The organism is Bacteroides sp. AM54-2NS, from assembly GCF_003602935.1.
GTDB classification, from domain to species: Bacteria; Bacteroidota; Bacteroidia; order Bacteroidales; family Bacteroidaceae; genus Bacteroides; species Bacteroides xylanisolvens.
The window spans coordinates 39510-65867 of the sequence record NZ_QTMZ01000028.1 but is presented as its reverse complement, the minus strand read 5'-3'; the positions used below and the strand labels follow the sequence as shown (position 1 = coordinate 65867).

The following is a 26358-nucleotide window of genomic DNA, read 5'->3' as shown; positions in this document are numbered from 1 at the left end:
TTCATACTTTGAGGTATCGAAGCAGAAAAATCGGGCATAAAAAAAGCCCTCCGGGAGGAGAGCTTTCAAGGGAAAGGGTAACGATGATGCCTTACCGTTTCTTTCCGCGTAGGTAATCGTTCAGGTCCTTGTATTCGCGATAACGGGGTGCTTCGTTGCGTACACGCCCGCCATACATGCCGGCGATGGTCTCTTCCGTTTTCTGCCCTGCGAGATCATTGTCGAGATAACAGTGGATTTCCTCGTACACCTGCAAGTGTTCCAATGCTTTTTTCAGGTTGTTCACCGAGTTCATCACGAGGTAATCACAAGGTGCGTCGATGCAGACCGTATCATCACCCGCCTGTTTCAGCGTCAGGTAAGAGAGAAAATCCATGAAGCCCTCGAACACGCAAACACGGTTCTGTGTTTCACCATGAGATTGCCTGATGACAGAGATGTCCTTACACCGGATACAGCCCTTATAATAAGGATTGCGCACCTCGTACCCGCCCGCCGCGTTGCCGAAGGCAAGAGCGAAGTAGCGCCGTTTACGTAATTCATAATGGACCTCCCGGCAGAACATGCGGCCGATGTCCCCGTCGATTCCACGGGAATGAAGGTACGAGAGTAGCGCATGGTGCTGCAACGGCACGACGAGCACGTCCTTCATGTCAGCTTCGACGGGACGGGGTGTTGTCCCCGGAATCCGCACTCTTTGTATCGGGGCAGCATTTTCATGTCTCCCGATACAGGCAAGCACTTCGCTCACGCTGTTCGTCCGGTACAGGTATTTGCCCAGTTCCACAAGGTCGCCGCCCGTCGCTGCGCCAAAGTCATACCATTCGTTGAGCCGGTCGTTGACCTTGAACGACGGAGTGCGTTCATCGCGCAGCGGTGACAGATACCAGTATTGTTTTGATATCACACTCTGGGGATGGTAGCCGAGACTGGCGAGATAGTCCACGATACGCAGTTGTTTTGCTTCCGCTATGGTCATGTCATTTTCTTTTCACTTGTTTTCAAAAAACAGTTTACTTTGGTTTTTCTCCTATATATACCCGGACCAAAGTAAACTAAATTATTTTTCACCTTCCGCTTCCTCGCATTCTTCGTCGAAAAGCAGGGCTTCGGTCGGGGTCACATCGTAATAAAAGAGCTTGTCCCGTTTGACGATCAGCTTCAGGTTTTCCGTCAGGTATTGCAGCAGTTTTATCATGACGCTGCGTCCCCGTTTGAACCCGATAGCCTCATAGGAAGCCATGAGGGCCTGCAGCACGTTCTCGAAACCTTTGATGGGCCTGTCCCCGAAAGCGGCGGAAAGTGCCTCCCGGTGCTGTTCGATGGACAAATCCATGAAGCTGCTCCGGGCTTTCGGTCTTACACTGCCGTCAAACGAATAGTTATCCACCATGACCGGCAACCCTTCGTCATCAACGGAAAAGGCGAACGGTTTGAACTCCTTCTCGCGGATATGCAGCGCATGAACTTCACTGATAACGGGATTCTCCGCACTTTTGGTGATGACCAGCACCGTTTCCGCCTTATTGCTCATTTCCGTACCGATATGCCCGCGCACATTGTTGTCGCCCTTGTTCAGGTGTAGCACACAATGGATGTGCAGGTCGTATTTCGACGACCACTCCATCATCTTGTTGATGACCTCCACCGATTCGCTGGTGCTGTTGATGTCGAGCATCAGGTCGCGGATGCCGTCTATGATGACCAGCCCATACCCCTTGTTCTGACGCAGGGCATAGTCGATAACCCCGATACGGACGGCAGGAGTGTATTCCCGCAGGCAAATGAAATCGAGATTCTCGTTGTCCGTCGTGGTGGCAGCCCCGCCAGGCGGAGAATGCGTTCCAATACGTTGTGGCAATGGAAACGGCTCTGTTCAGTGTCCACGTACAGAATCCTGCGTTTGCCTTCGGGCAGGTGCGCCCGATAGTTCAAGACCTGCCGGCCCGCCAGCGACGCGGCGACGATGGCCGAGACGTTGAACGTCTTTTTCGCCTTCGCCTTACCCGTCGAAGCGCTGAAATTACCGAGCGTCGCTATGGTGGAGTTGTCAATCCATATAATCTGGGGCGGAGTCTCGTAGGTGTCCGTGGCCTTTATTTGCGATGCAGTGAGGATATCCGACAGGCGGTTCTCGTCCAGCTCCGCCCACGAGTTACGGTCAGTTCTTTTTTCGTTTTCCATAGCGCTTCTGGTTAAAGAACGGTTGGGTTGCGGACACTTCCGTCGCCATACGCATGGCATCGTCCACCGTAGGTCGTAGTTTTGCAAGAGCCACGCGTCCAGCTCTTCCTTCGCAAAGTAGAGCATCTTGCCGCGAGGCTTGTAGTGCGGGATTTCCTTGTTCGATGTGAGTTTGTACAACATACTTTCGGACACGCCGATATACATGCACGCCTCTTGAAAAGTGAAGACCTTCTTGGTCGTGTAAATGGTATTTTCCAGCAAAGCCACACGCTCCAACAGACCTTCCACCGGTTCCAACTTCTTGAGAACCGCTTCTATGGCGGTCAGCCGTTCGCTCAACCGCTCCATGAATGTTGTTCTGTTTTGCATAAAATACATGTTAAAATTAGACAATGGAGAGTTACCTCCGTTATGCAGCGCGCTAACGGAGGTCAAAGTTATGTGATGTGAACCGGACAGCCGGAAATACCGGCGTGATACTATGCACGTATCACGGCAACTGTCACTGTTTTATCTTTCACATACTTGGCTTTTTGGCACTTCGTGTCATATTTTCAGTCGGCTGACGGCTTTTCGTATGCCGAGGTTTGCCGATGTAATGTTGTTCCTCGCCGCAGACAGGGCGGACGAGAGGCTTGAAGCGGTAACGTATCTTGTGCCGTCTTTGGACAACAGGAACCGCCCCTTGTCGAGAACCGACTGCCAGTGAGGCAGGATGAAGGTGTTTTCGAGCAACGCGTCGAACAGGACCGCCACATGGCGGATATTGTTCACACGTATGCAGAAGCCCTTCTTGCAGGCAAAAAGCGCTTCCATGTCCTCGATGCGGAGTGTGGAAACGCAAAACAGATGATAAGCGTTGGCGCAAGCCACAATACCTGTCATCTGTTCACGGGAAAAATTACAACCGAAGGAGAGAGGTGGATCGTTTCTGGAATCTTCTATACGTGAAGAGCCGAACCATACTCCGGCAATGTCGTACTTTCGTTTCAAGGCCATGCACTCCTCGAAAGAAAATGTTTCTGCGGTAAAGAGGCTTTTGACGAGACTTGTGCAATCGATCAACAGCCCTCTGATGATATGGATGTTCATTTCATGGCAATTCCTGCAAACCGCACTGTTGCAGTCGATGTACCGGTGACTGTTTATAAAGTCATCCACATAGCGGCCATACCGTTTGCCGCCTGCCATGACGTCTTGAAGATAAAGCTCCCTCGCTTCGGAGAGCAATTCGTAAAATTCTTCCGCTACATCCTGTTCCGTAGCGAAGTGGTGCAGATGTGGTCTCCCTTCAAAAAAAGAGAGGACCTGTTGTTTTGTCCTTTCATGTCGAATTGTTTTTATGGGTTTATACTTATTATAATAGTGGCATTACTTCGACTATTTGAAAAGTCGGAGAAAAGCCGGAAATATTTACCTGTAAATTGAATTTGACATGTATAACTACATCAGTCGAATAGCCCGTTGACCAAATTGACTGCTTCGTCTTTTTTCTGGTTGATGATTTTGGCGTACACCTGTGTCATTCTCACGGAGGTATGACCAAGCAGCTTCGATACGGTATAGAGATCCGCACCGAGCGTCAGCATCATGGTCGCGAATGTGTGCCGGGCCGTGTGAAAAGTAAAACGCTTGGTGATTCCGGCCGCTTCGGCCCACGGCTTGAGATACTGGTTGATGTTTGAAGGCAAGCTGAACACATGGTCATCCGCCGCCTTGTCCTCACGCTCCGGCATCCACTTCAACGCCTCGTTGGAGAGTGGCAGGTAAATCGGTTCTTTGGTCTTCTGCATAGCCACCGCCAGACGGTATTGGCCGTTATCGACAAAGACATTCTTCCATTTCAGGCCGACAATATCGCTGATACGCAGTCCGCAGAAGCAGGAAAACAGATAGGCGTTTTTAACCCTCCCATCCTGTACCGGAGTGGCAATCAACGCCCGTACCTCTTCGATGGTCATATAGGACCGCACGCTCTCCGGCATTTTGGGCTTCTCCGATTTTTCCATTTCATTAAACGGATTTCTCAACAACCGTTTAGCCCGGACGGCAGTGTTCAGGGCACCGTTGAATATCTGATAATAGGTATTGCGTGTAGATGCTGCTATCGGCTTTCCTTTAGGGCGGAAGGTCGTCAGCATGTAGTCGATATAGCCTTGGCAAAAAGCGAGGTCAACCCGATCCAACAAAAACCTTTCCCCTGCATATTCTTTCAGGATATGGGTAACGGCCTTGATTTGACCGATGCCTTTCTTGTCGCGTTTCTCTTGGTACTCCAAATAGGTTTGCATCCAGTCCAGCAGATAAACCTTATCTGTATGGTTCACGATACCGGCTTCGCCGCTGGTCAGTTCGATAATGCGTTTCGACTTGATGGCATTCGCAGCGGCCATTGTTATTTCATTCTGCCGACGGGTATTGTTGTCCGTTCCCGGGATAAGATACAGCTTCAGGTACTCATATGTCCGCTTGCCATTGCGGTATATATCCAGATACAGACTTTTGCTGCCATCGGACAAATCCTTCATCCGAAGACGGATGGGCTCTTTTACTTTTTTAGGCTTCTTTATTCGTGGCATAATCGTATTCTTTCATTCGTTCTTTTTCGTATGCAAATGTACGAATTAAAACCGAAATCAAGAAACAAACAAGGAACAAAAATGTACCCAAAAAGAACTAATTAACAGAAAATAGCGAAAAAAACTGAAAGAAACGATTTCTTTATAAATGTCTGATATAAAGCCTATTTGCTTGTACTTATTTGGATTTTATTTTCATCTTTAATATGTCTGTTTGTTTATTGATAATGAACGTGAGGTTAGTCTGAAACGGAAAGTATCTATTTTCACTCAGAATGGGACAGTGGCAAGTCTGCTGCTGGATGCACTGAAGGGTACGGAGTTCTCCTATACAATGGAAGGGAAACACATCATCCTTACGAAAAAACAAGCTGAAGCGCTAAGTCCTGTGCAACACAAGAAAAGAATAACCGGTCTGGTGAAGGAATATTCGGGCGAAGCCATCGTAGGATGCAATGTGTCGGTTAAGGGCACTACCATCGGTACAATCACTGATATAAATGGCAAGTATAGCCTTGAAGTTCCCGATAATGCAACCTTGGTCTTTTCATTCCTCGGATATAAGAGTATGGAATATCCGGTGAAAGCACAGCAGACTATCAATGTGACCTTGGGCGAAGATTCAAAAGCACTTAATGAAGTGGTGGTTGTAGGATACGGCACACAACGTAAGGCGTTGGTGACTAATGCAATCAGTTCTTTTAAGCCCAGCGAATCGAATATGCGTCCGGTGTTGACTCCGAGCGAATTACTACAAGGACGAGTGGCGGGTGTTACGGTATCGACCGGCTCCGGCAATTTGGGAAGTTCCGAACGAATGAGTATCCGCGGTGCGGCTTCTTTGAGTGCCAGTAACGAACCTCTGTACGTGGTGGACGGAATTCCCATCCTTAACAGTAACGCTTCCTTATTCAATATGGGGGAAGATTTGAGCTCGATGGCAGTATTGAATCTGACGGACATCGAATCTATTGAAGTATTGAAAGATGCCGCTTCGGCAGCTATCTACGGTTCGCGGGCAACGAATGGCGTGGTGGTGATTACAACCAAATCCGGTAAGGAAGGCCGTTCGGATATTCGTTTGAATGTCAGTACGGGAATCTCCAAATTCGCCAATAAAGGACGCATTAAATATGCGGATTCTGACTTGTATGTGGAAACTTATAACGACGGAGTCGAACGTTATAACCGTCAGAATGGCTATACCGTAGGTTCTGCAGGGTATGTAGTGCCTATCTCCAACCCATTCCAGGGATTACCCGATACGGATTGGCTGGATTTGATTACTCAAGTGGGACATTCTTACAATGTAGACCTCTCCTTCTCCGGCGGAAGCAAGAAAACAAAATTCTATGTGGGAGCCAACTACAATTATCAGGAAGGTATAATCAAGACCAATGACATAACCAAAATCAATCTGAAAGCCAAGATTAGCCACGAAATGACTTCCTGGTTGGAAGTCGGCGCCAATGTCAGCGGTAATTATCTGAAAAACAACCGTGTTCCGGGAGCCAATATCGGTTCTACCATCGTAGCCCGTGCCGTTGAACAACGTCCTTTCGACCGTCCGTACAAACCGAACGGTGACTATTATTTAGGTGGAACCGACGAGTTGGCACGTCATAATCCACTTCAGATTCTGAATGAAGAAGTATCCTATATTGATACCTACCGTTATTTAGGAACGTTCAATGCAGACTTAAAATACAAGAAGTTCAGTCTGAAAAACTCTGTCAGCACCGACATCGGATATACGTATGACTATGTGTACTACAATGAGAATCATCCTTATGGAGCAGGCGGCGGACGTATTGTGGAGTACAACCGCCTGGTGAAGAACTTATTGATAGAGAATGTATTCAACTATAATGATAAGTTCGGTGATTTTGAAGCGGGTTTGATGCTAGGACATTCTTTCCAGAAGATGTCCACCCGTACATCTTCTATCGACGGACGCGGTTTTCCGTCTCCGGTATTCGATACGGTCGGCACGGCTTCCGAAATTTATAATGCTTCGGGCGGCATCTCCGAGTTTGCCATGGAGTCCTACTTCGGACGTATCAACCTGTCTTATTTAGACCGTTACATTCTGAATGTGACTATGCGTTCGGACGGTTCATCCCGTTTTGCCCCTTCCGACCGCTACGGATATTTCCCCTCTGTCTCTTTAGGTTGGAATGTTTCGAAAGAATCTTTCTGGAAATTCCCTCAGACAGACTTGAAGTTCCGCCTGAGTTATGGTAAGACCGGAAATCAGGATGGAATCGGCAATTATGCCTGGCAACCGTTAATGTCCGGCGGCATTAACTACGGCAATAATAGCGGTATGGCTGTCACCAGCATGGGAAACAACAAACTGACATGGGAAACTGCCGACCAGTATGACTTCGGCTTCGACCTGGGCTTTTGGAACGGCAAACTGAATATGATAGCCGATATTTATCTGAAGAATACGAACAACCTGCTTTATTCAATGCCCTTGCATGGAACAAGTGGTTTCACCAGTATCACCAGCAACATCGGTTCCATGCGGAACTACGGTGTGGAATTCTCCATCAACGGCCATTTGAATATAGGGAAAGTCAACTGGACTTCCTCTTTCAACATCTCCCACAACAAAAACAAATTGACTAAACTGCTGGGAGACGACTTGCTTCCGATAGGTTCTAACCGCGCCTTGAAAGTAGGTGAGGAACTGGGAGCTTTCTACCTGTTCCAGATGGACGGGCTCTACCAATATGACGGTGAAGTGCCGCAACCATTGTACGACCTGGGTGTACGTGCCGGTGACGTGAAATATCATGACGCGGATAATAATGGCATTATCAATGATAACGACCGTGTACTGACCGGTTCTTCCAATCCCGATTTCTTCGGTGGATGGAACAATACTTTCAAATACAAAGGTTTCCAACTGGATGTGTTCTTTACGTATATGTACGGAAATGATGTGTATGCCGAATGGGCGGTGACCGCTACCCGTCCCGGATACCGCATGGCCATTACGGAAGATGTCGCCAAGAATCGTTGGACGGCTCCGGGAAGTTCTGATAAATATCCGCGTGCGGTCAATACGCTGTGTGGGCATAACAGCAAGAACTCCACCCGTTTCCTTGAAGACGGCTCTTTCATTCGCTTGCGTTCTCTTACATTCAGTTATACATTCCCGCAAGTAATGTTACAAAAGATTTGTTTGAAAGGTCTGCGTCTCTATGTGCAAGGGGACAACCTGTTGCTGTTCTCCAAATACTCCGGCTGGGACCCTGAAGTGAGTAAGAACATGGACCCGCAGTACTTTGGCGTCGATTTGTATGGAGTGCCGCCTTCCCGTTCGGTCAATTTCGGAATAAACCTTAGTTTCTAATCATAAACGCTCACAATGATGAAAAAGATTATTACTATATTTCTGGGATGCCTGTTGCTGGCTTCATGCAGTGGCATGCTTGATATCGAATCCCACTCCGCCGTATCGCCGGGAAGTGTGACGCCCAAAGACTTATCGGCTTTACGCATGGGAATGTACAATAAGGTACAGAACTCTCCGGCGCGTGAGTCATATATTACATTCGATATATTGGGCGGAGACTTGACTCAAAGTACAGGGAATGCAAGGGACTTGATAAACTCTGTACTTTCCTCACTGAATTCGATCGTAGCCAACAGTTGGAACGGCTATTACAATGCTTTATATCAAGTAAATAATGTTATCTCCATTGTAGAAGACCTTCCCGAATCCGACCTGCGGAATCTGATTATCGGAGAAGCGCATTATTTCAGGGCATATATCTATCATTCACTGGTGACACGCTGGGGTGGTGTGCCTATCCAAAGAGTGAATACGATGGACAAGCCTTTCCGTGATTCGGAAGAAGCAGTGTGGGCATTTATTGAGGAAGAACTCGAAACAGCCCTTGCTTTCTTGGGGACTTCTTCCAGTTGTTACTATGTATCCCGCGATGCCGCCCTTGCACTGAAAGCCCGTGTGATGCTCGAACGTGGCAAAAAGACGGAAGCGGCTGCACTGGCGGAAGGTCTGATAAAGGATGGAAAATACAAACTGGATAGCTTCGACAAGATATTCCGTGGAAAGACCAACACGGAAGTTATCTTTTCCTTCCAATGTCTGGCGGAAGAATCGAATATCACCATTTCCACCTTATTCTATACATATGCTCATCCCAATCACGGCAGCTATGTGTATCGTCCCACGAACGACGTGATGAATATGTATGACGACAAGGATAAACGGAAAGAAGTTTCCATTATCAATGTAGGTGCCGAACCTTGTATCAATAAATATCCGAGCGGACAAACCGGTACCGACCCGGTAGTGATGAGCCGTCTGGCTGAAATGTACCTGATAAGTGCGGAAGCGCAAGGACTCTCCAAAGGTCTGGGACGGCTGAACGACTTGCGGAAAGAACGCGGGCTGGATGCCGTAAATCCGAAGGATGAAGACGAATTTATAGAATATATCCTGGACGAACGCCGGAAGGAACTGCTCGCCGAAGGTTTCAGATATTATGACCTCATACGTACGAATAAGGCAAAGACAATGCTTGGACTGAAAGATTACCAGTTGGTATTGCCTATACCGGGCAAGGAAATGATTTCGAATCCGAACCTGGAGCCGAATCCCGGATATTGATAATGATTGTATTTATACTTATTAAAGAGACAAAATGATGAAAAAACTGATATATGATTCCGCTCTTCTTCTTTTAGGGTGTCTGCTATGGACGGGATGCAATAATGATGAAGACCTGACCGTCTATTCCACCGAGGGCGCGAAAACGGAGTTGGGACAGAAGATAATTGTCGGAAGTGACGGATACGTCGGACAATATTTCTCGGACACTACTTACACGTTGGCTCCGGGTGTAAAGGCTTTGGAGATGGAAATCCTTTCTGCCACAGGTATGGCGGTAAAGATGTTTGTCCTGGAAGTCGATTTGAAAGACACGCATCTGACGATGAAGGCTTCGTCTCCCAAAGACGAAGGCAAGCTCAAGACGAAACAACAAATGACGTTGCAGGCATTGGCACACGACAAACAGGGCAGCCGTGTTCTGGCTGCCGTGAATGGTGATTTCTTTGCTACGGACGGAACACCGCAAGGCATTTACTACCGGAACGGGGTATGCTTGAAGAATACGATGACCGATAATGTATGTACTTTCTTTGCCGTCACGAAGGGTAAGAAGGCGGTGATTGGCTCGTATGACGAATATGATACTTATAAGGATGAGATTCAGGAAGCGGTGGGCGGTCGCGTGCGTTTGATGACGAACGGGAATGTGCTTCCTCAGACATCGACAGCACTGGAACCCCGGACGGCTATCGGCGTGACGGACAATAATGTCGTTTATATTTTGGTTGCCGACGGACGTAACTTTTGGTACTCCAATGGCATGAGGTATGCTGAAATGGGAGCTGTCATGAAAGCGTTGGGAGCGAAGGATGCTATCAATCTGGATGGCGGTGGTTCGTCTACGTTCATTATCCGCTCGAAGGCGGGATTTGAAGAGAACCGTTTTGCTATCCGCAATTGGCCTTATGATAATGGCGGTGTCGAAAGAGCAGTTGCCAACGGACTGTTGGTGGTGACCGATAATTAATAGTTTGAATCTTAATAGTTGAATCATTATGATACGAAATAATAGAATGTATAGTTGCTGGCAAGGTCTATGGGGAATCATCTGTTGTCTGTCCTTGCTGCTGGGTATGGCAAGCTGTCAGGACTTTACGGATGATACGGGACGCACAATGCCCGAACCGGATTTGAAGTTTGCGGACGGAACGCTGAATCTTCCGTTGGAAGAAAAGGAATATACGGTGGATATCGAATCCAATCTGCCTTGGCGTGTGAAGACTTCCGCCACTTGGATTGACTTGCTTTCATCGAACGGGATGGGTACGGGAAGTTTCAGAATATCGGTATCCAAGAATGCGAATGTAGCTCCCCGCGAAGCGGAAATTGCAGGCTGGATTATCGAAGGTGCCGAAACAAAGCTGAAAGTGGTACAGGAAGGAGTGGGCATCGCTTTAAAAAAACGTGCGGTGAAAGTAGGTGCGGAAGGCAGTGCGGAAGAGGTGATACCTTTTTCGACAATGGTTACTTACACATACGAACTATCCGAAGGATGCGACTGGATACACGTTACCGACGGGGCGGCAATTACTCCGGGCGTCATCAATGAATCGGAACTGAAATTGGCGATTGACCCTTATACGGATATAGACGAGGGACGTACCGCCTCATTGTACCTGAAAGGTTCGAATGGGATTACCGACGTACTGACAATAACGCAGGATAAGAAACCTTTGGGAGACATCGATTACCTGAGAATGTTCTACGAAAGTGCGAACGGAGATAACTGGACGAAGAAATGGAACTTTGACGCTCCACTGGAAACTAACCCGACAAACTGGTTCGGATTGAAGTTTGAGAATAAGAGGGTGGTTGAGATTGATATTCAGTCCCCGAATAATATCGAAGGAGATATTATCCCCTTATGCAACTTGTCGGAACTGAGAAGCATAAAGTTCAAACATCAGAAGTTAGCAGGTATTCCCGAGGAAATAGGACAACTGTCCCAATTGACCACTTTATGGATAATAGAATCTGCTGCAAGCGGAAACTTGCCGGAATCTTTGGGAGAATGTGAATTATTGACTAGCTTTAACATCTCAAATCATCCAACTTCCACTCCGGCCGGATTTAACAACACGTTTACTGGTAATCTGGATATGTTGATAAATATCCCCGGTATGGTGACAATAAAGGCATATTGTAATAATTTGAGCGGGCCGCTTCCGGTTATTCCGTTAGACGGAAACAATAAACCGACCACTTGGAAGAGCCTGAAAGAGTTTATGATTTATACCAACGGATTCAGTGGAAGTATCCCTTACGGATATGGAACGGTAATCGAGAAGAGTGGTTCGAGTGGTATATTCAGAGTGAATGATAATCAGTTGAGTGGACAGATACCTGCGGATATCAAGGCATGGTCGCAATATGCAACCCGGAAAGCTGCGTGGATATTGCAAGGGAATAGTCTTACTGAATAAGATAACTTAATTAATTTATTAACTTAACACATTTATCTGTCTGTTTACAATGAGAAAATACTTCGTTATCCTTGTCTTAGCTCTCTGTTCCGTCGGAACATTGAAAGGGCAGACCGCATCAGATTCTTTGGCAATCGTTTCTGCACAATGGGAGATAATACATGCTCAAAAGGGAATTATCCACAAGAGTGCGTCTATACCTCAGCTTTATCAGTGCCCCCAAGTTATCAACCTGATAGAGATTGACCCCGGCAAAGGGATGAAAGCGGGTATTGCCATATCGGACGGTATGAAAAAGACAAGCCGGATAGCTTCCGAACATCATGCGCTTGCGGCAATCAATGGTTCTTATTTTGATATGAAGCATGGGAATTCTGTCTGTTTCCTGAAAACAGACAGGCAAGTGATTGATACGACAACGATAAACGAGTTTAAACTACGTGTCACGGGAGCCGTTTACGAACGGAAAGGAAAGATGAAGCTGATTCCCTGGAACAGACAGATAGAAAAAAAATATAAGCGAAAGGTGGGTACAATATTGGCATCCGGACCGTTATTATTAAAAGACGGTCGGGTATGCGACTGGAGCTTGTGTGGAAAGGACTTTGTCCAGAATAAGCATCCCCGTAGTGCTGTTTGCATGACGAAGGATGGAAAAATACTGCTTGTCACGGTGAACGGACGTTTTCCGGGGCGTGCCGAAGGGGTGAATATCCCCGAACTGGCACACTTGCTTCGGATATTAGGCGGTAAGGATGCGTTGAACCTGGACGGTGGCGGTTCCACAACATTATGGCTGTCGGGGGCACCGGAGAATGGTGTCGTCAATTATCCTTGTGATAATAAACGTTTCGACCATGCCGGAGAACGCGGAGTGCCCAACATCATTTATGTTTATGAATAACCTTATTGTTTATCAGCTATCGCACGACTTGAAGTTGCGAATAAAATGGAAAATGAAATGAAGAAACTTTTAAGATGCTCCCTGTTGGGGCTATTATTATTGTGCAGTGTCGTTGTAAACGGAGCGCAAGTCCCCAAATATATCTTCTTGTTTATCGGTGACGGCATGGGATTCAACCATGTGGAAGCAACCCAAATTTATGCGGAGAAAGTAGGAACAGATACGGGCGAATGTTCACTGTTATTCCCCACTTTCCCTGTGATGACTCAAGTATGCACGCGCTCGGCTTCTCACTTGATTACGTGTTCATCCGCCGCAGCTACCGCTTTGGCTACCGGAGAAAAAACGACGAACTATGTAATCGGAATGGATGCGGAAAAGAATCACGGGTTAAAATCCCTGGCACGCCAACTGAAAGATAAAGGTTATAAAATAGGAATAATCACTTCTGCTTCTATCGACCACGCTACCCCCGGTGGATTTTATGCTTCACAACCCGACCGTTCTATGTATTACGAAATAGGAGTGGATGCCGCCAATTCCGGTTTCGATTTCTTCGGTGGGGCGGGATTGCTCGAACCTCGCAGCAAGCGTAACCTTTCGGCGCCTTGCCTTTATGACCTGTTCAATCAGAAAGGCTATACGATGTTTCGTGGAATGGACGCTTATAACCGTGCTGCTGCAAAGGATAAAATTCTCCTCTTCCCAACCGATACAGTGAGCAAAAGCCTGAAATATGCGATGGACCGTTCCGCCAAAGACTTGAGTTTGCCTGACTTGACAAAAGCCTGCCTTGCTAATTTTCAGGAAACCGCGAAGAAGGGTTTCTTTATGATGGTAGAAGGCGGAAAAATAGATTGGGCGGCCCATGCCCACGACGGTGGCGCTGTTGTGAAAGAAACCATTGACTTCGACCAATGTATCCGCTTGGCTTATGATTTCTACAAAAAGCATCCGAACGAGACATTGATATTAGTGACTGCCGACCACGAAACGGGCGGTCTTGGACTGGGCAACTCCGATATGAACCTGAATATCGACTTGCTTCAATATCAGAAGTGTTCACAAGAAGCCTTGACTGCTGCTATGCGTGAAATGAAAAGCGGAAAGATGATTCCTTCGTGGGAAGACATGAAAGCGTTTCTGAAAAAGAACCTGGGCTTTTGGGAACAAATTAAGATTACTCCGCGTGAAGAACTTGAATTATTGGTTTGCTACGAAGAGTCTTTCTTGAAGAAGAAGTCGAAAGATGTGGTCAGCCTTTACGCGAAAGATGAACCTTTAGCGGTGGCTGCTATTGCCTTGTTGGATAAGAAGGCGTCATTGGGATGGACAACTAAAACGCATACGGGAGCACCCGTGCCATTGTATGCGATAGGCAAGCAGGCTGTTCTTTATTCGGGCAGGAGAGACAATACGGATATGGCTAATGTTTTGCGGAAATTATTCCTTATCAAATAGGGAGAGGTTTATCAATCAAGAATGTGAGTCAGTATTTGAGTTAGAGGAATCCCGTATGAAAATGAACTAAGCCAATACTGAACATAAATATATGGCTGGATACTACATAATGTCGGCTCTATATGGCGATTTTGACGTTGATTTATTAATCGACAACTGGAGTCGGCCACTTAGCTGACTGAAGTCGGCTGCTTAGTCAACTGGAGTCGGCTATATAGCGACTTTAGTCGACTGATACGATGTCGGCTGTTTCAATCCGGTATCCGGTCATATTCTTCTTACGTTCTTCCACATAAGAAAACACCTGAGTTTTTGTTTGAACTAGAGCTTCTTTTCTTAAAAGTGTGAACAGTGTGAAGGATGTGAGGAGTTTAAAATGGGGTTGTGAAATCACAGCAAACATCTGTTATTCTACAGTTTATGAGACTGTGAAAAGCGTGAAAGATAAAAGATGAACTTTTATTATAAAGGGTATCTAAATTTATACTTTTGTCAGCTATCATTTTCTGTACTAGATATTTTATGCCTTATTAATTAAGGTACAAAAATAGGCAATTTCTGTTATATAGCGGACATGAATCAGAATAAAACTTTTTCCGGAGAATTGGTTTTGCTTGTTTTGTTTCTCATTCGTGAGGGGGCTTTTTCAAAAAAAAACTATCTATGCTTTTTGCAAGTCCCGTTCTTCATATTTGCAGATCGCCTCTATCCATTCTTCTGTCAGTGGCATGGATTCATGTCTTTCAAGATCGAAAGTAACCATAACAGACTTGCAGATACATTTTACTTCATTCGTTTCTGTGTCGATAACCCGCTGGATCAGGTGAAAGCTTTTGGTGCCTATCTTAGAAACAGCAGTCTGTACGGCGATATGATCGGATGCGAATATCTGTTTGACGAAATCCGCTTCGATGTGGACAACGACAATCCCGATCTTTTCCCAATCTACTCCGGGGCATACTGAAGCGAAGTATTCAGTCTTTCCTAAGTCGTAAAAGGAGAAGTAACTGTGTTGTTGACGTGACCAAATTTGTCTACATCATTGAATCGCAATTGGATAGGTAATGTGTGATGAAATACGATTTCTTCCATTGTTTTCTCTTAAACGTTTTAAATTCGACACAAAAATGGCACTTTTGCTTTCTTGCTTGAAATTGAGGCAAAGATAGAGATTTCTAATGATTCTGCTTTCGGAGATAAGGAAGATTTTCGTTAATAATCGTTTAAAACGAAGTTTTGGGATGTTTGTTCTGTTAGGGAAACACGCTTGTAATAATGTAATAGTTAAATTGTTGTCTGCCAATAGTTGATTTTAAAGGGTGATTTAAAAACGTCAGGATAGATTTCACTAAATGGAATAAATGTGTTATTTTTGCGTCTTGTTCTTAACGGAAATTAATCAAGAAATGATAGAAGATATTAAAAAAGCCTGTCAGGTGATGAATGAAGGAGGAGTGATCCTTTATCCCACTGATACCGTATGGGGTATAGGCTGTGACGCGACTAATGAGGAGCTGTACGCCGGGTGTATGAGATTAAGAAACGTGCTGATAGCAAAGCTATGTTGGTGTTGGTGGATTCTCCGGTTAAAGTGGATTTTTATGTACAGGATGTACCTGATGTAGCATGGGATTTGATTGAAGTTGCCGACAAGCCGTTGACGATTATTTATTCCGGGGCACGTAATTTAGCACCTAATTTGCTGGCCGAAGATGGTAGTGTAGGGATTCGTGTGACGAATGAAGATTTTTCCAGAAGGCTCTGTCAACAGTTCCGTAAAGCAATTGTTTCTACTTCGGCTAATGTCAGCGGACAGCCGGGGGCTGCTAATTTTAGTGAAATCAGTGATGAAATCAAATCGGCGGTAGATTATATTGTTGGCTTTCGCAGGATGATATGAATAAGCCGAAACCCTCAAGTATTATTAAGTTGGAAAAAGGTGGAGTGATAAAGATAATTCGCGAATAAATGAAAGGAGAAAAACTTAGTTTATTGCAGCGTTGTATCAAATGGCGGGAAGCGAACATAAAGGAAAAGCAATTTATCCTGATATTAAGTTTTCTGGTCGGAATCTTCACTGCGTTTGCTGCGTTAATATTGAAATTCTTTATCCATCAGATACAGAATTTCCTGACTAATAATTTCAATGCAACAGAAGCTAACTACCTGTATTTGGTATATCCGGTAGTCGGTATTTTTCTTGCAGGTTGGTTTGTGCGTAATATTGTAAAGGATGACATCAGTCATGGGGTCACCAAAATTCTATATGCCATCTCCCGTAGGCAGGGACGTATCAAGCGACACAATATCTGGTCGTCTACTATCGCCAGTGCCATAACCATCGGATTTGGTGGATCGGTCGGAGCAGAGGCGCCAATTGTACTGACAGGTTCGGCAATCGGTTCCAATCTCGGGAGCGTGTTTAAGATGGAGCATCGCACGTTGATGCTGCTCGTAGGTTGTGGTGCGGCAGGTGCCATTGCCGGTATTTTTAAAGCTCCGATTGCGGGACTGGTATTTACCTTGGAAGTGCTGATGATTGACTTAACCATGTCTTCTTTGCTTCCCCTGTTGATTTCTGCCGTGACAGCAGCAACTGTTTCGTACATAGTCACCGGTACGGAGGCTATGTTTAAGTTCCACCTCGATCAGGCATTCGAACTGGAGCGTATTCCTTTCGTTATCTTGCTGGGAATTTTTTGCGGACTGATTTCGTTGTACTTCACACGTGCCATGAATTCGGTAGAAGGTGTATTTGGCAAACTCAATAACCCTTACAAGAAACTGGCTTTTGGTGGTGTGATGTTGAGTGTATTGATTTTCCTTTTCCCGCCTCTTTATGGTGAAGGATATGATACGATTAATCTTTTGTTGAATGGAACGTCTGCCGAAGAGTGGGATACGGTCATGAACAACTCTATGTTTTATGGCTATGGCAATTTGTTGCTGGTTTATCTGATGCTGATTATCTTATTGAAAGTGTTTGCTTCCAGTGCAACAAACGGTGGCGGTGGTTGTGGTGGTATCTTTGCTCCTTCGCTTTATTTGGGGTGTATTGCCGGTTTTGTTTTCTCTCATTTTAGCAATGACTTTGCTTTCTCCGCTTATTTGCCGGAGAAGAATTTCGCATTGATGGGAATGGCGGGAGTAATGAGTGGTGTCATGCATGCTCCATTGACAGGGGTGTTCCTGATAGCCGAGCTGACAGGTGGATATGATTTATTTCTTCCGTTGATGATTGTATCTGTAAGTTCATATCTGACAATTATTGCTTTCGAACCTCATAGTATCTATTCGATGCGTTTGGCTAAGAAGGGACAATTGCTGACACATCACAAGGATAAAGCTGTGTTGACGCTGATGAAAATGGAAAACGTGGTGGAGAAAGATTTCGTTGTCGTACACCCGGAAATGGACTTGGGCGAACTGGTGAAAGCAATTGCAGCTTCCCATCGAAATGTCTTTCCGGTGACAGATAAGAAAACGGGTGAATTGTTGGGAATTGTATTGCTCGACGATATTCGCAACATCATGTTCCGGCAAGAACTTTATCATCGTTTCACTGTTAATAAATTGATGATATCTGCTCCTGCCAAAATCTTCGATACGGATGGAATGGAGCAGGTTATGCAAACATTTGACGATACGAAAGCCTGGAATCTTCCGGTTGTAGATGAGGAAGGCCGCTATCAGGGATTTGTCTCTAAATCAAAGATATTTAATTCGTATCGGCAAGTGCTGGTACATTTTTCAGAAGACTAACCGGCAAGGTGCCGGACCCAGGTTTCTATGCAGATAACAGGTTTCTATGTAGATTATAAGACAATTATGAAGAAAGAGGACTTAAGAATAGTATATATGGGGACTCCCGATTTTGCGGTAGAGGCCCTGCGTCAATTGGTAGAAGGCGGTTATAATGTAGTGGGTGTGATTACGATGCCCGATAAACCTGCCGGACGCGGACATAAGATTCAATATTCTCCTGTCAAACAATATGCGCTCGAACAGAATTTACCGTTGCTTCAACCGGAAAAGTTGAAAGATGAAGCTTTTGTGGAAGCGTTGCGTGAATGGAAAGCCGATTTGCAGATTGTAGTTGCTTTTCGTATGTTGCCGGAAGTGGTATGGAATATGCCGCGACTGGGTACATTTAATCTTCATGCTTCTTTACTTCCTCAATACCGTGGAGCTGCTCCTATCAACTGGGCGGTTATCAACGGTGATACGGAAACCGGGATTACGACTTTCTTTTTGAAGCATGAGATAGATACCGGAGAGGTCATCAACAGGTACGTGTGCCTATTGCAGATACGGATAATGTAGAAGTGGTACATGATAAATTGATGATGTTGGGAGGAAAACTGGTTCTTGAAACAGTAGATGCTATACTGAATGGAACGGTCAAACCAATTCCTCAAGAAGAAATGGCAGTTGTCGGTGAACTCCGTCCTGCTCCGAAGATATTTAAAGAAACTTGCCGGATTGACTGGAACCAGCCGGTGAAGAAGATCTACGATTTTATCCGTGGACTATCACCTTACCCCGCTGCCTGGAGTGAACTGATTGCTTCCGAAAAAGAATCTGTAGTAGTAAAAATCTTCGAAGTGGAAAAGATTGTAAAGAAGAATGATAAACGTTGTCGTAACTCACGTGGACGTTTTTGTAAGGTAGGATCCATCGAAACTGATGGGAAGAAGTATATAAAGGTATCTGTACCGGGTGGATTTGTGTCTATTCTTTCTTTACAACTACCCGGTAAGAAACGACTGAAAATCGATGAGTTACTTCGTGGTTATCACCTGGAAGATGGGTGTAAGATGAAGTGATCTGACAATAAGATAGAATAAAAACCGTCCCGAACACGAGACAATTAGAACCTAAAATAAAAGAATTATGAAACCGATTATCGCTCCTTCTATTCTTTCTGCCGATTTTGGATATTTGGCAAAGGATATTGAATGGTAAACCGCAGTGAAGCGGAGTGGGTACATATTGATATTATGGACGGAGTATTTGTTCCGAATATTTCATTTGGCTTTCCGGTACTGAAATATGTAGCGAAGTTAAGTAAGAAGCCGTTGGATGTGCATTTGATGATTGTGAATCCGGAGAAATTCATTCCGGAAGTAAAAGCATTGGGTGCTCATACGATGAATGTGCATTATGAAGCTTGTCCACATCTGCATCGGGTGATTCAACAAATCAGAGAAGCCGGGATGCAGCCTGCTGTAACGATCAATCCGGCTACTCCTGTAGCTCTTCTGCAAGATATTATTCAGGACGTGTATATGGTGCTTATTATGAGCGTGAATCCAGGATTTGGCGGGCAGAAGTTTATCGAACATTCGGTAGAAAAAGTTCGTGAACTGCGTGCCCTGATTGAACGGACAGGTTCGAAAGCCCTGATTGAAGTAGACGGTGGCGTGAACCTGGAAACAGGGGCCCGTCTGGTTGAGGCGGGAGCCGATGCGCTGGTGGCTGGAAATGCTGTCTTTGGTGCACAGGATCCGGAAGGAATGATTCGTCAGTTGCACGAACTGTAGTGGATGAATTATAAATATTGGTAAATTAGCTTAGATATAAAATATAAAAGTTACCTTTGTTGGAAAATAAACAAAAATGGGAACTTGGAGTCAACAGCAGGAGGTTAGAAAAGAAACCAAAGAAAGAGATAAGACTAGAAAAGAAAAATTGGCTGGTTATTTTTTTGATCTTTCGAAGCTTTCATTTGCTGGACTTGTGATTGGTATAATTATACCTCTATACGCCAACTTTTTGGATGAAAATAATTGGTACATAGCTGTAACGGGTATTGTTTTGACAACTTTGTCTGCATTATTAGCTAATAAAATATTAAAATGATATGGAAATGTTAGGTTTTGTTTTTACAGTAGGATGTGTGATTGTTGGAGGTATTTATCTGTGGACATTCACTAAGTCGGGAAAGAAGTGGCTGAAGAATCTGTGAAATAACTGCGACATTGTTTCTTTATAACGTCCATCGATATCCATTTATACGCCTGCTTATCCCCTGGATAGCAGGCATTTTTTGTGGAGATCATTTTTTTGACCGTTCATGGGCCCCCCTTTGTGGTATTCTCTTCTTTGGCTTTTTTGCTGCATTGTCTTTTGCTCTTTATTTTCTGAAGCGCTATTCGCTGCGATGGTGTTTTGGGATAGCTATCTCCGCTCTTTGTTTTACGGGAGGATGGCTTGGGATGACTGGACAATTGCAACAGGCTGTCTGCTCTTTTCCGAAAGAAGAAACAGTGTACCGGGTTTTGATAACGGATGCGCCTCAACCTAAAGAACATACTTACCTCTGTCAGGCATTATTGAAAGAACGTCGTGATACTGCGGGCATATATCCGATAGGACATACTGCGGTTCTTTATCTACAGCAAGATTCGTCTGCCTCCCGTTTGAAGAGTGGAGATGAACTGCTGATTTCTGCCCGCATTTCTCCTCCTCTCAACAATCGAAACTTTGATGAATTTGATTATGCCCGCTTCCTGATGCGGAAAGGCATTAGCGGAACAGGATATGTTGCATCCGGGAAATGGACAATCTTATCTTCAAGCAAACCACCTTTATCTTCTGCTAATCCATCCATCTCTTTACGACAAGACGGAATGAATAACTTTGACCTCAAAAGTACAGCCAGCTCTTGTAGAAGAAACGTGGTTTCACTTTATCAGGAACTGGGATTCAACGGGGATGAACTGGCAGTACTTTCAGCACTAACAATAGGAGATAAGACAGAATTAAGTGATTCGGTTCGTGAAAGTTATTCGGTGGTCGGTGCAAGCCATATTCTTGCTTTATCCGGTTTGCATATCGGACTTTTATATACAATGCTTTTTTTCATTCTGAAACCTATTGCCCGAAGAGGAAATATAGGTAGATGTGTGCGTTCTGTTTTTCTTCTTGTCTTATTGTGGACCTTTGCTTTTTTTACAGGGCTTTCTCCGTCGGTAGTACGTTCGGTCAGTATGTTTTCGATTTTAGCTATGGCGGATATGGTTGGTCGTGAACCTTTATCTTTAAATACATTGGCGGTAGCTGCGTGGTTGATGTTATTCTGCAATCCTGCATGGCTGTTCGATGTTGGTTTTCAGCTCTCTTTCCTTGCTGTTGCTTCTATCTTGCTTATTCAAAAGCCGATCTACCATTTGATTACCGTGAAAAGTAGAATAGGAAAGTATGTTTGGGGACTCATGAGCGTGTCTATTGCCGCACAAATAGGAACAGCTCCGCTTGTTCTGTTTTATTTCTCTCGATTCTCCGTGCATTTTCTATTGACGAATTTAGTTGTTATTCCTTTGATTACGATTATCTTATATGCTGCTGTCGTAATGCTTCTTCTGACTCCTTTCTCCTGGCTTCAGATAGAAGTAGCCGGAGGTGTTAAGAAGCTGTTGGAAGGACTTAATTTCTTTGTCCGATGGGTAGAACAGCTTCCTTACGCTTCTATAGATGGAATTTGGCTTTATCAGTCAGAAGTGCTAGGTATCTATATTGTCATCGCTCTGCTAACCTATTATTTCATGAATCGCCGATACCGGAATCTGCAAATCTGTCTTTTTTTTATCTTGTTGATGGGGACTTATCATGCAACGCTGTATTGGCTGGATCGTCCTCAAACGAGTTTAGTCTTTTACAATATGCGTGGTTGTCCGGCAGTACATTGCATAAAGAGTGACGGGCAATCCTGGATAAACTATATGGATACTCTCTCCAATGAAAAACGTCTGAAACACATGACAGCTAACTATTGGAAGCGTCATCACCTTCTTCCTCCCCAAGAAATAACGGCTGATTGCCGGCACGCTGAACTTAACCGTCAACAGCAGATTATATCCTATCATGGTTGTCGTGTATGTGTCATAAACGATAACCGTTGGCGAAACAAATCTACCGTTTCTCCGTTATATATTCAGTATCTTTACTTATGCAAAGGATATGACGGTCATCTGGAAGAACTCGCCCAAGTCTTTTCTTTCTCTTACGTCATATTGGACGCGTCCCTCTCGGAATACCGCAAACACCTACTTGAAAGCGAATGCAAGAAATCCGGTCTGCGATTTATCTCTTTGTCTGACGAAGGTTCTGTCCACTTTTTGCTCTAAGTACAAAGATTTATCGTACATTTGCACCTTGATAAAGTTTAAGAGTATGTTGACGAAAGTAATTGAACAAGCCAAAATAGACCATTTTTCCAAATGGTTTGAACGAGCTGACAAAATAGTAATTGTATCCCATGTTTCTCCTGACGGCGACGCTATTGGTTCATCATTGGGATTGTATCATTTCCTGGATTCACAGGAAAAAACAGTAAACGTAATTGTGCCGAATGCCTTTCCCGATTTCTTGCGATGGATGCCGGGCAGTAAGGATATTCTTTTGTATGACCGTTACAAAGATTTTGCCGATAAGTTGATAGCCGAAGCTGACGTAATCTGTTGTCTCGACTTCAATGCACTGAAGCGTATTGACGATATGGCAGATGCTGTGGTTGCATCTCCTGCGCGTAAAATCATGATCGATCATCACCTGTATCCCGAAGATTTCTGTAAGATTGTAATGTCCTATCCTAAGATTTCTTCTACTTCCGAATTGATATTCCGGCTGATTTGTCGTATGGGATATTTCAGTGATATCACGAAGGAAGGCGCAGAATGTATCTACACAGGCATGATGACAGATACAGGAGGATTCACTTATAATTCGAATAACCGGGAAATTTATTTTATCATTAGCGAACTACTTTCCAAAGGAATCGATAAGGATGATATTTACCGTAAGGTGTACAATACCTATTCCGAGAGCCGTTTGCGTTTGATGGGCTATGTATTGTCGAACATGACTGTTTATCCGGATTGTAATTCGGCATTAATCACATTGACAAAAGCCGAGCAAAGTAAGTTTAACTATATAAAAGGTGATAGCGAAGGCTTCGTAAACATCCCCCTTTCCATCAAGAATGTTTGTTTCTCCTGCTTCTTGCGGGAAGATACAGAGAAGCCGATGATTAAAATCTCCCTTCGTTCGGTAGGAACCTTTCCATGTAATCAGTTAGCCGCTGAATTTTTCAACGGTGGCGGACATTTGAACGCTTCGGGCGGTGAGTTTTTCGGAACGATGGAAGAGGCAAAAGCGGTCTTTGAGAAAGCGCTTGAGAAGTATAAACCTTTGCTAACAGCGAAAAGCTAAAGATGGAAGGTTAAAAGTGAATATGGAAAGGTTAAAAGATACGAACTTTCAACTTCGCCCTTTCAACTTTTAATGATTTTGAGATACATTTGTGCGGAATATAGCTAAATAACAGATAATGAAGAAACTTGTATTTTTATTTCTCTCTTTGTTAACCGCCGGAAGTCTGTTCCAGGCATGCGACAATTCGAAGACTTATGCAGAAATGCTGGAAGACGAGAAAAATGCGGTGAATAAGTTCATCAAAGATAATGATATTCGTGTCATTTCACTGGAAGAGTTCGAACGAGACACTGTTACGGCTTCAAAAGAAGCTGGGGATGGATATGACGAATATGTTGCTTTTTCCAATGGCGTATATATGCAGATCGTAGATCGTGGCGGGAAAGATGAAGATAAAAGTGAATTTGAGAATGCGGTAGACACTTTTGCTAATAATAATGTCATTTGTACTCGTTATGTAGAAAAGGATATGATGACAGGAGAGGTTACTTGCTTCAATGTACCTTTAGAAGAATGGATGGATGCTCCTGATTATTATAAGTTTCCATTAACATTCCGTTATGTACAAAACGCGTCTACTGTTTATGGGATCGTTTTATCCGGTAGTTTGGAATATGATTTATTATGGGTTAATCAAGGTTATGGAACTGCAATTCCATCCGGATGGTTGATTGCCTTACCTTATTTGCGTAATAATGCACATGTACGCCTGATTGTACCTTCTAAGATGGGGCATACAACTGCACAACAATATGTCAATCCTTATTTCTATGATATCTGGAAATTTGAGAAAGCAAAAAGCTAAAGCACTAACATTAGATAAATCTTTTAGTTAAAAACCTATGACTCTAATCAAATCTATCTCTGGAATCCGCGGAACCATCGGCGGAGGAGCGGGAGAAGGACTGAACCCGCTTGACATTGTAAAATTCACCTCGGCTTATGCTACTTTAATTCGTAAGACCTGCAAAGCGAAGAGCAACAAGATTGTTGTGGGACGCGATGCCCGTATCTCAGGTGAAATGGTAAAAAACGTAGTAGTCGGTACATTAATGGGAATGGGCTGGGATGTAGTAGATATTGATCTTGCTTCTACTCCGACCACAGAACTTGCTGTGACAATGGAAGGTGCCTGTGGCGGTATCATCCTGACGGCTTCTCATAACCCGAAACAGTGGAATGCACTGAAGTTACTGAATGAACATGGTGAATTTCTGAATGCAGCCGAAGGCAACGAAGTACTTCGTATTGCTGAAGCAGAAGAATTTGACTATGCCGACGTAGATCACTTGGGTTCTTACCGCAAAGACCTGACTTATAATCAGAAACATATCGACAGTGTATTGGCTCTCGACTTGGTAGATGTAGAAGCTATCAAAAAAGCTGATTTCCGGGTAGCTATTGACTGTGTAAACTCGGTAGGCGGTATTATTCTTCCCGAACTTCTTGAACGTTTAGGTGTGAAACATGTAGAAAAACTCTACTGTGAACCTACCGGAAACTTCCAGCACAACCCCGAACCGCTTGAAAAGAACCTCGGTGACATCATGAACTTAATGAAAGGTGGAAAGGCCGATGTAGCTTTTGTTGTAGACCCCGATGTTGACCGTCTGGCAATGATCTGCGAGAATGGCGTAATGTACGGTGAAGAATATACATTGGTTACTGTTGCCGACTATGTACTGAAACATACCCCCGGTAACACTGTTTCTAATTTAAGCTCTACCCGTGCTTTGCGTGATGTAACTCGCAAGTATGGAATGGAATACAGCGCTTCTGCCGTAGGCGAAGTAAATGTGGTAACGAAGATGAAAGCAATCAATGCTGTTATCGGTGGTGAGGGAAATGGTGGAGTAATTTATCCTGCCAGTCACTACGGACGTGATGCATTGGTAGGCATCGCATTATTCCTTAGCCATCTGGCTCACGAAGGAAAGAAGGTTAGCGAGCTCCGTGCTACTTATCCTCCTTACTTCATTGCTAAAAACCGTGTAGACTTGACTCCGGAAATCGATGTAGATGCTATCCTTGCAAAAGTAAAGGAAATCTATAAGAACGAAGAAATCAACGATATCGACGGTGTGAAAATTGACTTTGCTGACAAATGGGTACATTTGCGCAAGAGTAATACAGAACCGATCATCCGTGTGTATAGTGAAGCTTCTACTATGGAAGCTGCCGAGGAAATCGGTCAGAAGATAATGGATGTGATTAATGAATTAGCAAAATAATATCCTGCAAAATAGGATTTTATTTATAACATTTGAGTCTCGTATATCATAAAGATAACTGAATAAGTTGTCTCATTGATATACGAGACTTTTTATTAGGATGATATCCACTGAATGATAATAGTTACTCTTCTCCTTGAGTATTAACAATAAAGTTTCTTTTGATTAAGTCTAAACTTCCTTTCGTCTAATAGTAAACTTCTCTTTTGTTATTTACAAACTTAAAATGAAAGCTTCATTTTTATAAATGCAAGCTTTGTTTTTAAAAACGGAACCTTTGTTTTTATAAATGAAGATTGCATTTGTAGATTGGAAGGGATGAAAAGCAACTTTACTGTTAATAAAAAGAAAGTTTGGACTTAATCAAGAGCAACTTTTCTATTAATAGATTACATGAGAAGTAAGCAGTGTTGAGAGAGAAGTAATCAACAAAGCTTACTTCTCTGCGTCGTTAGCATAGATACACCACAAGAATATCAATTGGTATACAACTTTATAGGTCTTATATCAATGATAAACACATGGCTTAAATATGCATATTGATAAACGTACGGCATGAAAATAAAACTGATTGCATTATTTATAATGATGAGATCATTGAAAAATGGAAGAGGCAGACTCTTAGATTGTGTGAACTTAGTAGTGAAGTAATTGTTGAAAAATAGAGGTACTTGATAAAATAGAGTTGCATTTTCCGTATAAAAAC

Annotated in this window: 15 protein-coding genes and 6 pseudogenes; 15 read left to right on the top strand and 6 right to left on the bottom strand. The window is 44.1% G+C overall.

The features are described from left to right. Positions 1–91: 91 nt before the first annotated feature. The 5 genes and pseudogenes from DXA05_RS16965 to DXA05_RS16940 all read right to left on the bottom strand — a co-directional run bounded on the left by DXA05_RS16965 (position 92) and on the right by DXA05_RS16940 (position 4766). Positions 92–979, bottom strand: coding sequence for a toprim domain-containing protein (locus DXA05_RS16965; RefSeq protein ID WP_007569241.1), 888 nt, complete (start codon positions 977–979; stop codon positions 92–94). 81 nt (positions 980–1060) lie between these two features. After that, positions 1061–2184: pseudogene (locus tag DXA05_RS16960) on the bottom strand (AAA family ATPase). Next, positions 2162–2535, bottom strand: a pseudogene (locus tag DXA05_RS16955) (helix-turn-helix domain-containing protein). The pseudogenes DXA05_RS16960 and DXA05_RS16955 overlap by 23 nt, the downstream one beginning before the upstream one ends. Positions 2536–2733: 198 nt before the next feature. Beyond that, entirely contained in the window at positions 2734–3378 is a 645-nt protein-coding gene (locus tag DXA05_RS16950) for a hypothetical protein (RefSeq protein WP_044301893.1), read from the bottom strand. 257 nt (positions 3379–3635) lie between these two features. Continuing rightward, a complete protein-coding gene (locus tag DXA05_RS16940) occupies positions 3636–4766 on the bottom strand; it encodes a site-specific integrase (protein WP_044301892.1) in 1131 nt (376 codons plus the stop codon). A gap of 214 nt (positions 4767–4980) precedes the next feature. Between DXA05_RS16940 and DXA05_RS16935 the strand changes: the two genes are divergently transcribed. Genes DXA05_RS16935 through DXA05_RS16910 form a run of 6 tightly spaced genes read left to right on the top strand, consistent with a single transcriptional unit; the run spans position 4981 to position 14205 of the window. Continuing rightward, positions 4981–8130: a TonB-dependent receptor gene (locus DXA05_RS16935; RefSeq protein WP_284515589.1), complete on the top strand. Its 3150-nt coding sequence runs from the start codon at positions 4981–4983 to the stop codon at positions 8128–8130. Positions 8131–8145: 15 nt separating this feature from the next. After that, positions 8146–9414: a RagB/SusD family nutrient uptake outer membrane protein gene (locus DXA05_RS16930; RefSeq protein ID WP_004314613.1), complete on the top strand. Its 1269-nt coding sequence runs from the start codon at positions 8146–8148 to the stop codon at positions 9412–9414. Positions 9415–9451: 37 nt separating this feature from the next. Beyond that, a complete protein-coding gene (locus DXA05_RS16925; protein WP_229097046.1) occupies positions 9452–10384 on the top strand; it encodes a phosphodiester glycosidase family protein in 933 nt (310 codons plus the stop codon). 28 nt (positions 10385–10412) lie between these two features. Continuing rightward, positions 10413–11840: a BACON domain-containing carbohydrate-binding protein gene (locus tag DXA05_RS16920; protein WP_004314610.1), complete on the top strand. Its 1428-nt coding sequence runs from the start codon at positions 10413–10415 to the stop codon at positions 11838–11840. Positions 11841–11889: 49 nt separating this feature from the next. After that, positions 11890–12744, top strand: coding sequence for a phosphodiester glycosidase family protein (locus DXA05_RS16915; protein ID WP_004314609.1), 855 nt, complete (start codon positions 11890–11892; stop codon positions 12742–12744). A 57-nt stretch (positions 12745–12801) separates the two neighbouring features. Beyond that, the gene (locus tag DXA05_RS16910) at positions 12802–14205 is read left to right on the top strand and encodes an alkaline phosphatase (protein ID WP_009038999.1); all 1404 of its coding nucleotides are present in this window, start codon (positions 12802–12804) and stop codon (positions 14203–14205) included. Between the two features lie 661 nt (positions 14206–14866). On the opposite strand, the pseudogene DXA05_RS16900 reads toward DXA05_RS16910, so the two are convergent. Then, positions 14867–15297: pseudogene (locus tag DXA05_RS16900) on the bottom strand (acyl-CoA thioesterase). A 314-nt stretch (positions 15298–15611) separates the two neighbouring features. On the opposite strand from DXA05_RS16900, the pseudogene DXA05_RS16895 reads away from it, so the two are divergent. From DXA05_RS16895 to glmM, 9 genes and pseudogenes are all read left to right on the top strand, one after another. After that, a pseudogene (locus tag DXA05_RS16895) lies at positions 15612–16173 on the top strand (L-threonylcarbamoyladenylate synthase). Further along, entirely contained in the window at positions 16174–17967 is a 1794-nt protein-coding gene (locus DXA05_RS16890; RefSeq protein ID WP_004313072.1) for a chloride channel protein, read from the top strand. A gap of 66 nt (positions 17968–18033) precedes the next feature. Next, positions 18034–19031, top strand: a pseudogene (gene fmt / locus DXA05_RS16885) (methionyl-tRNA formyltransferase). Between the two features lie 67 nt (positions 19032–19098). After that, a pseudogene (gene rpe, locus DXA05_RS16880) lies at positions 19099–19748 on the top strand (ribulose-phosphate 3-epimerase). A 76-nt stretch (positions 19749–19824) separates the two neighbouring features. Continuing rightward, positions 19825–20067, top strand: coding sequence for a hypothetical protein (locus tag DXA05_RS16875; protein ID WP_008020549.1), 243 nt, complete (start codon positions 19825–19827; stop codon positions 20065–20067). A gap of 119 nt (positions 20068–20186) precedes the next feature. Then, complete coding sequence (locus DXA05_RS16870) at positions 20187–22334, top strand: ComEC/Rec2 family competence protein (RefSeq protein ID WP_128859409.1); 2148 nt, start codon at positions 20187–20189, stop codon at positions 22332–22334. 46 nt (positions 22335–22380) lie between these two features. Then, positions 22381–23418 (top strand): bifunctional oligoribonuclease/PAP phosphatase NrnA, encoded by a 1038-nt coding sequence (locus DXA05_RS16865; RefSeq protein ID WP_120144516.1) that lies wholly within the window; start codon positions 22381–22383, stop codon positions 23416–23418. Between the two features lie 118 nt (positions 23419–23536). Then, positions 23537–24226, top strand: coding sequence for a DUF4827 domain-containing protein (locus DXA05_RS16860; protein WP_009039003.1), 690 nt, complete (start codon positions 23537–23539; stop codon positions 24224–24226). A 37-nt stretch (positions 24227–24263) separates the two neighbouring features. Continuing rightward, positions 24264–25652, top strand: coding sequence for a phosphoglucosamine mutase (gene glmM / locus DXA05_RS16855; protein ID WP_008020557.1), 1389 nt, complete (start codon positions 24264–24266; stop codon positions 25650–25652). The last annotated feature ends 706 nt before the right edge of the window (positions 25653–26358 follow it).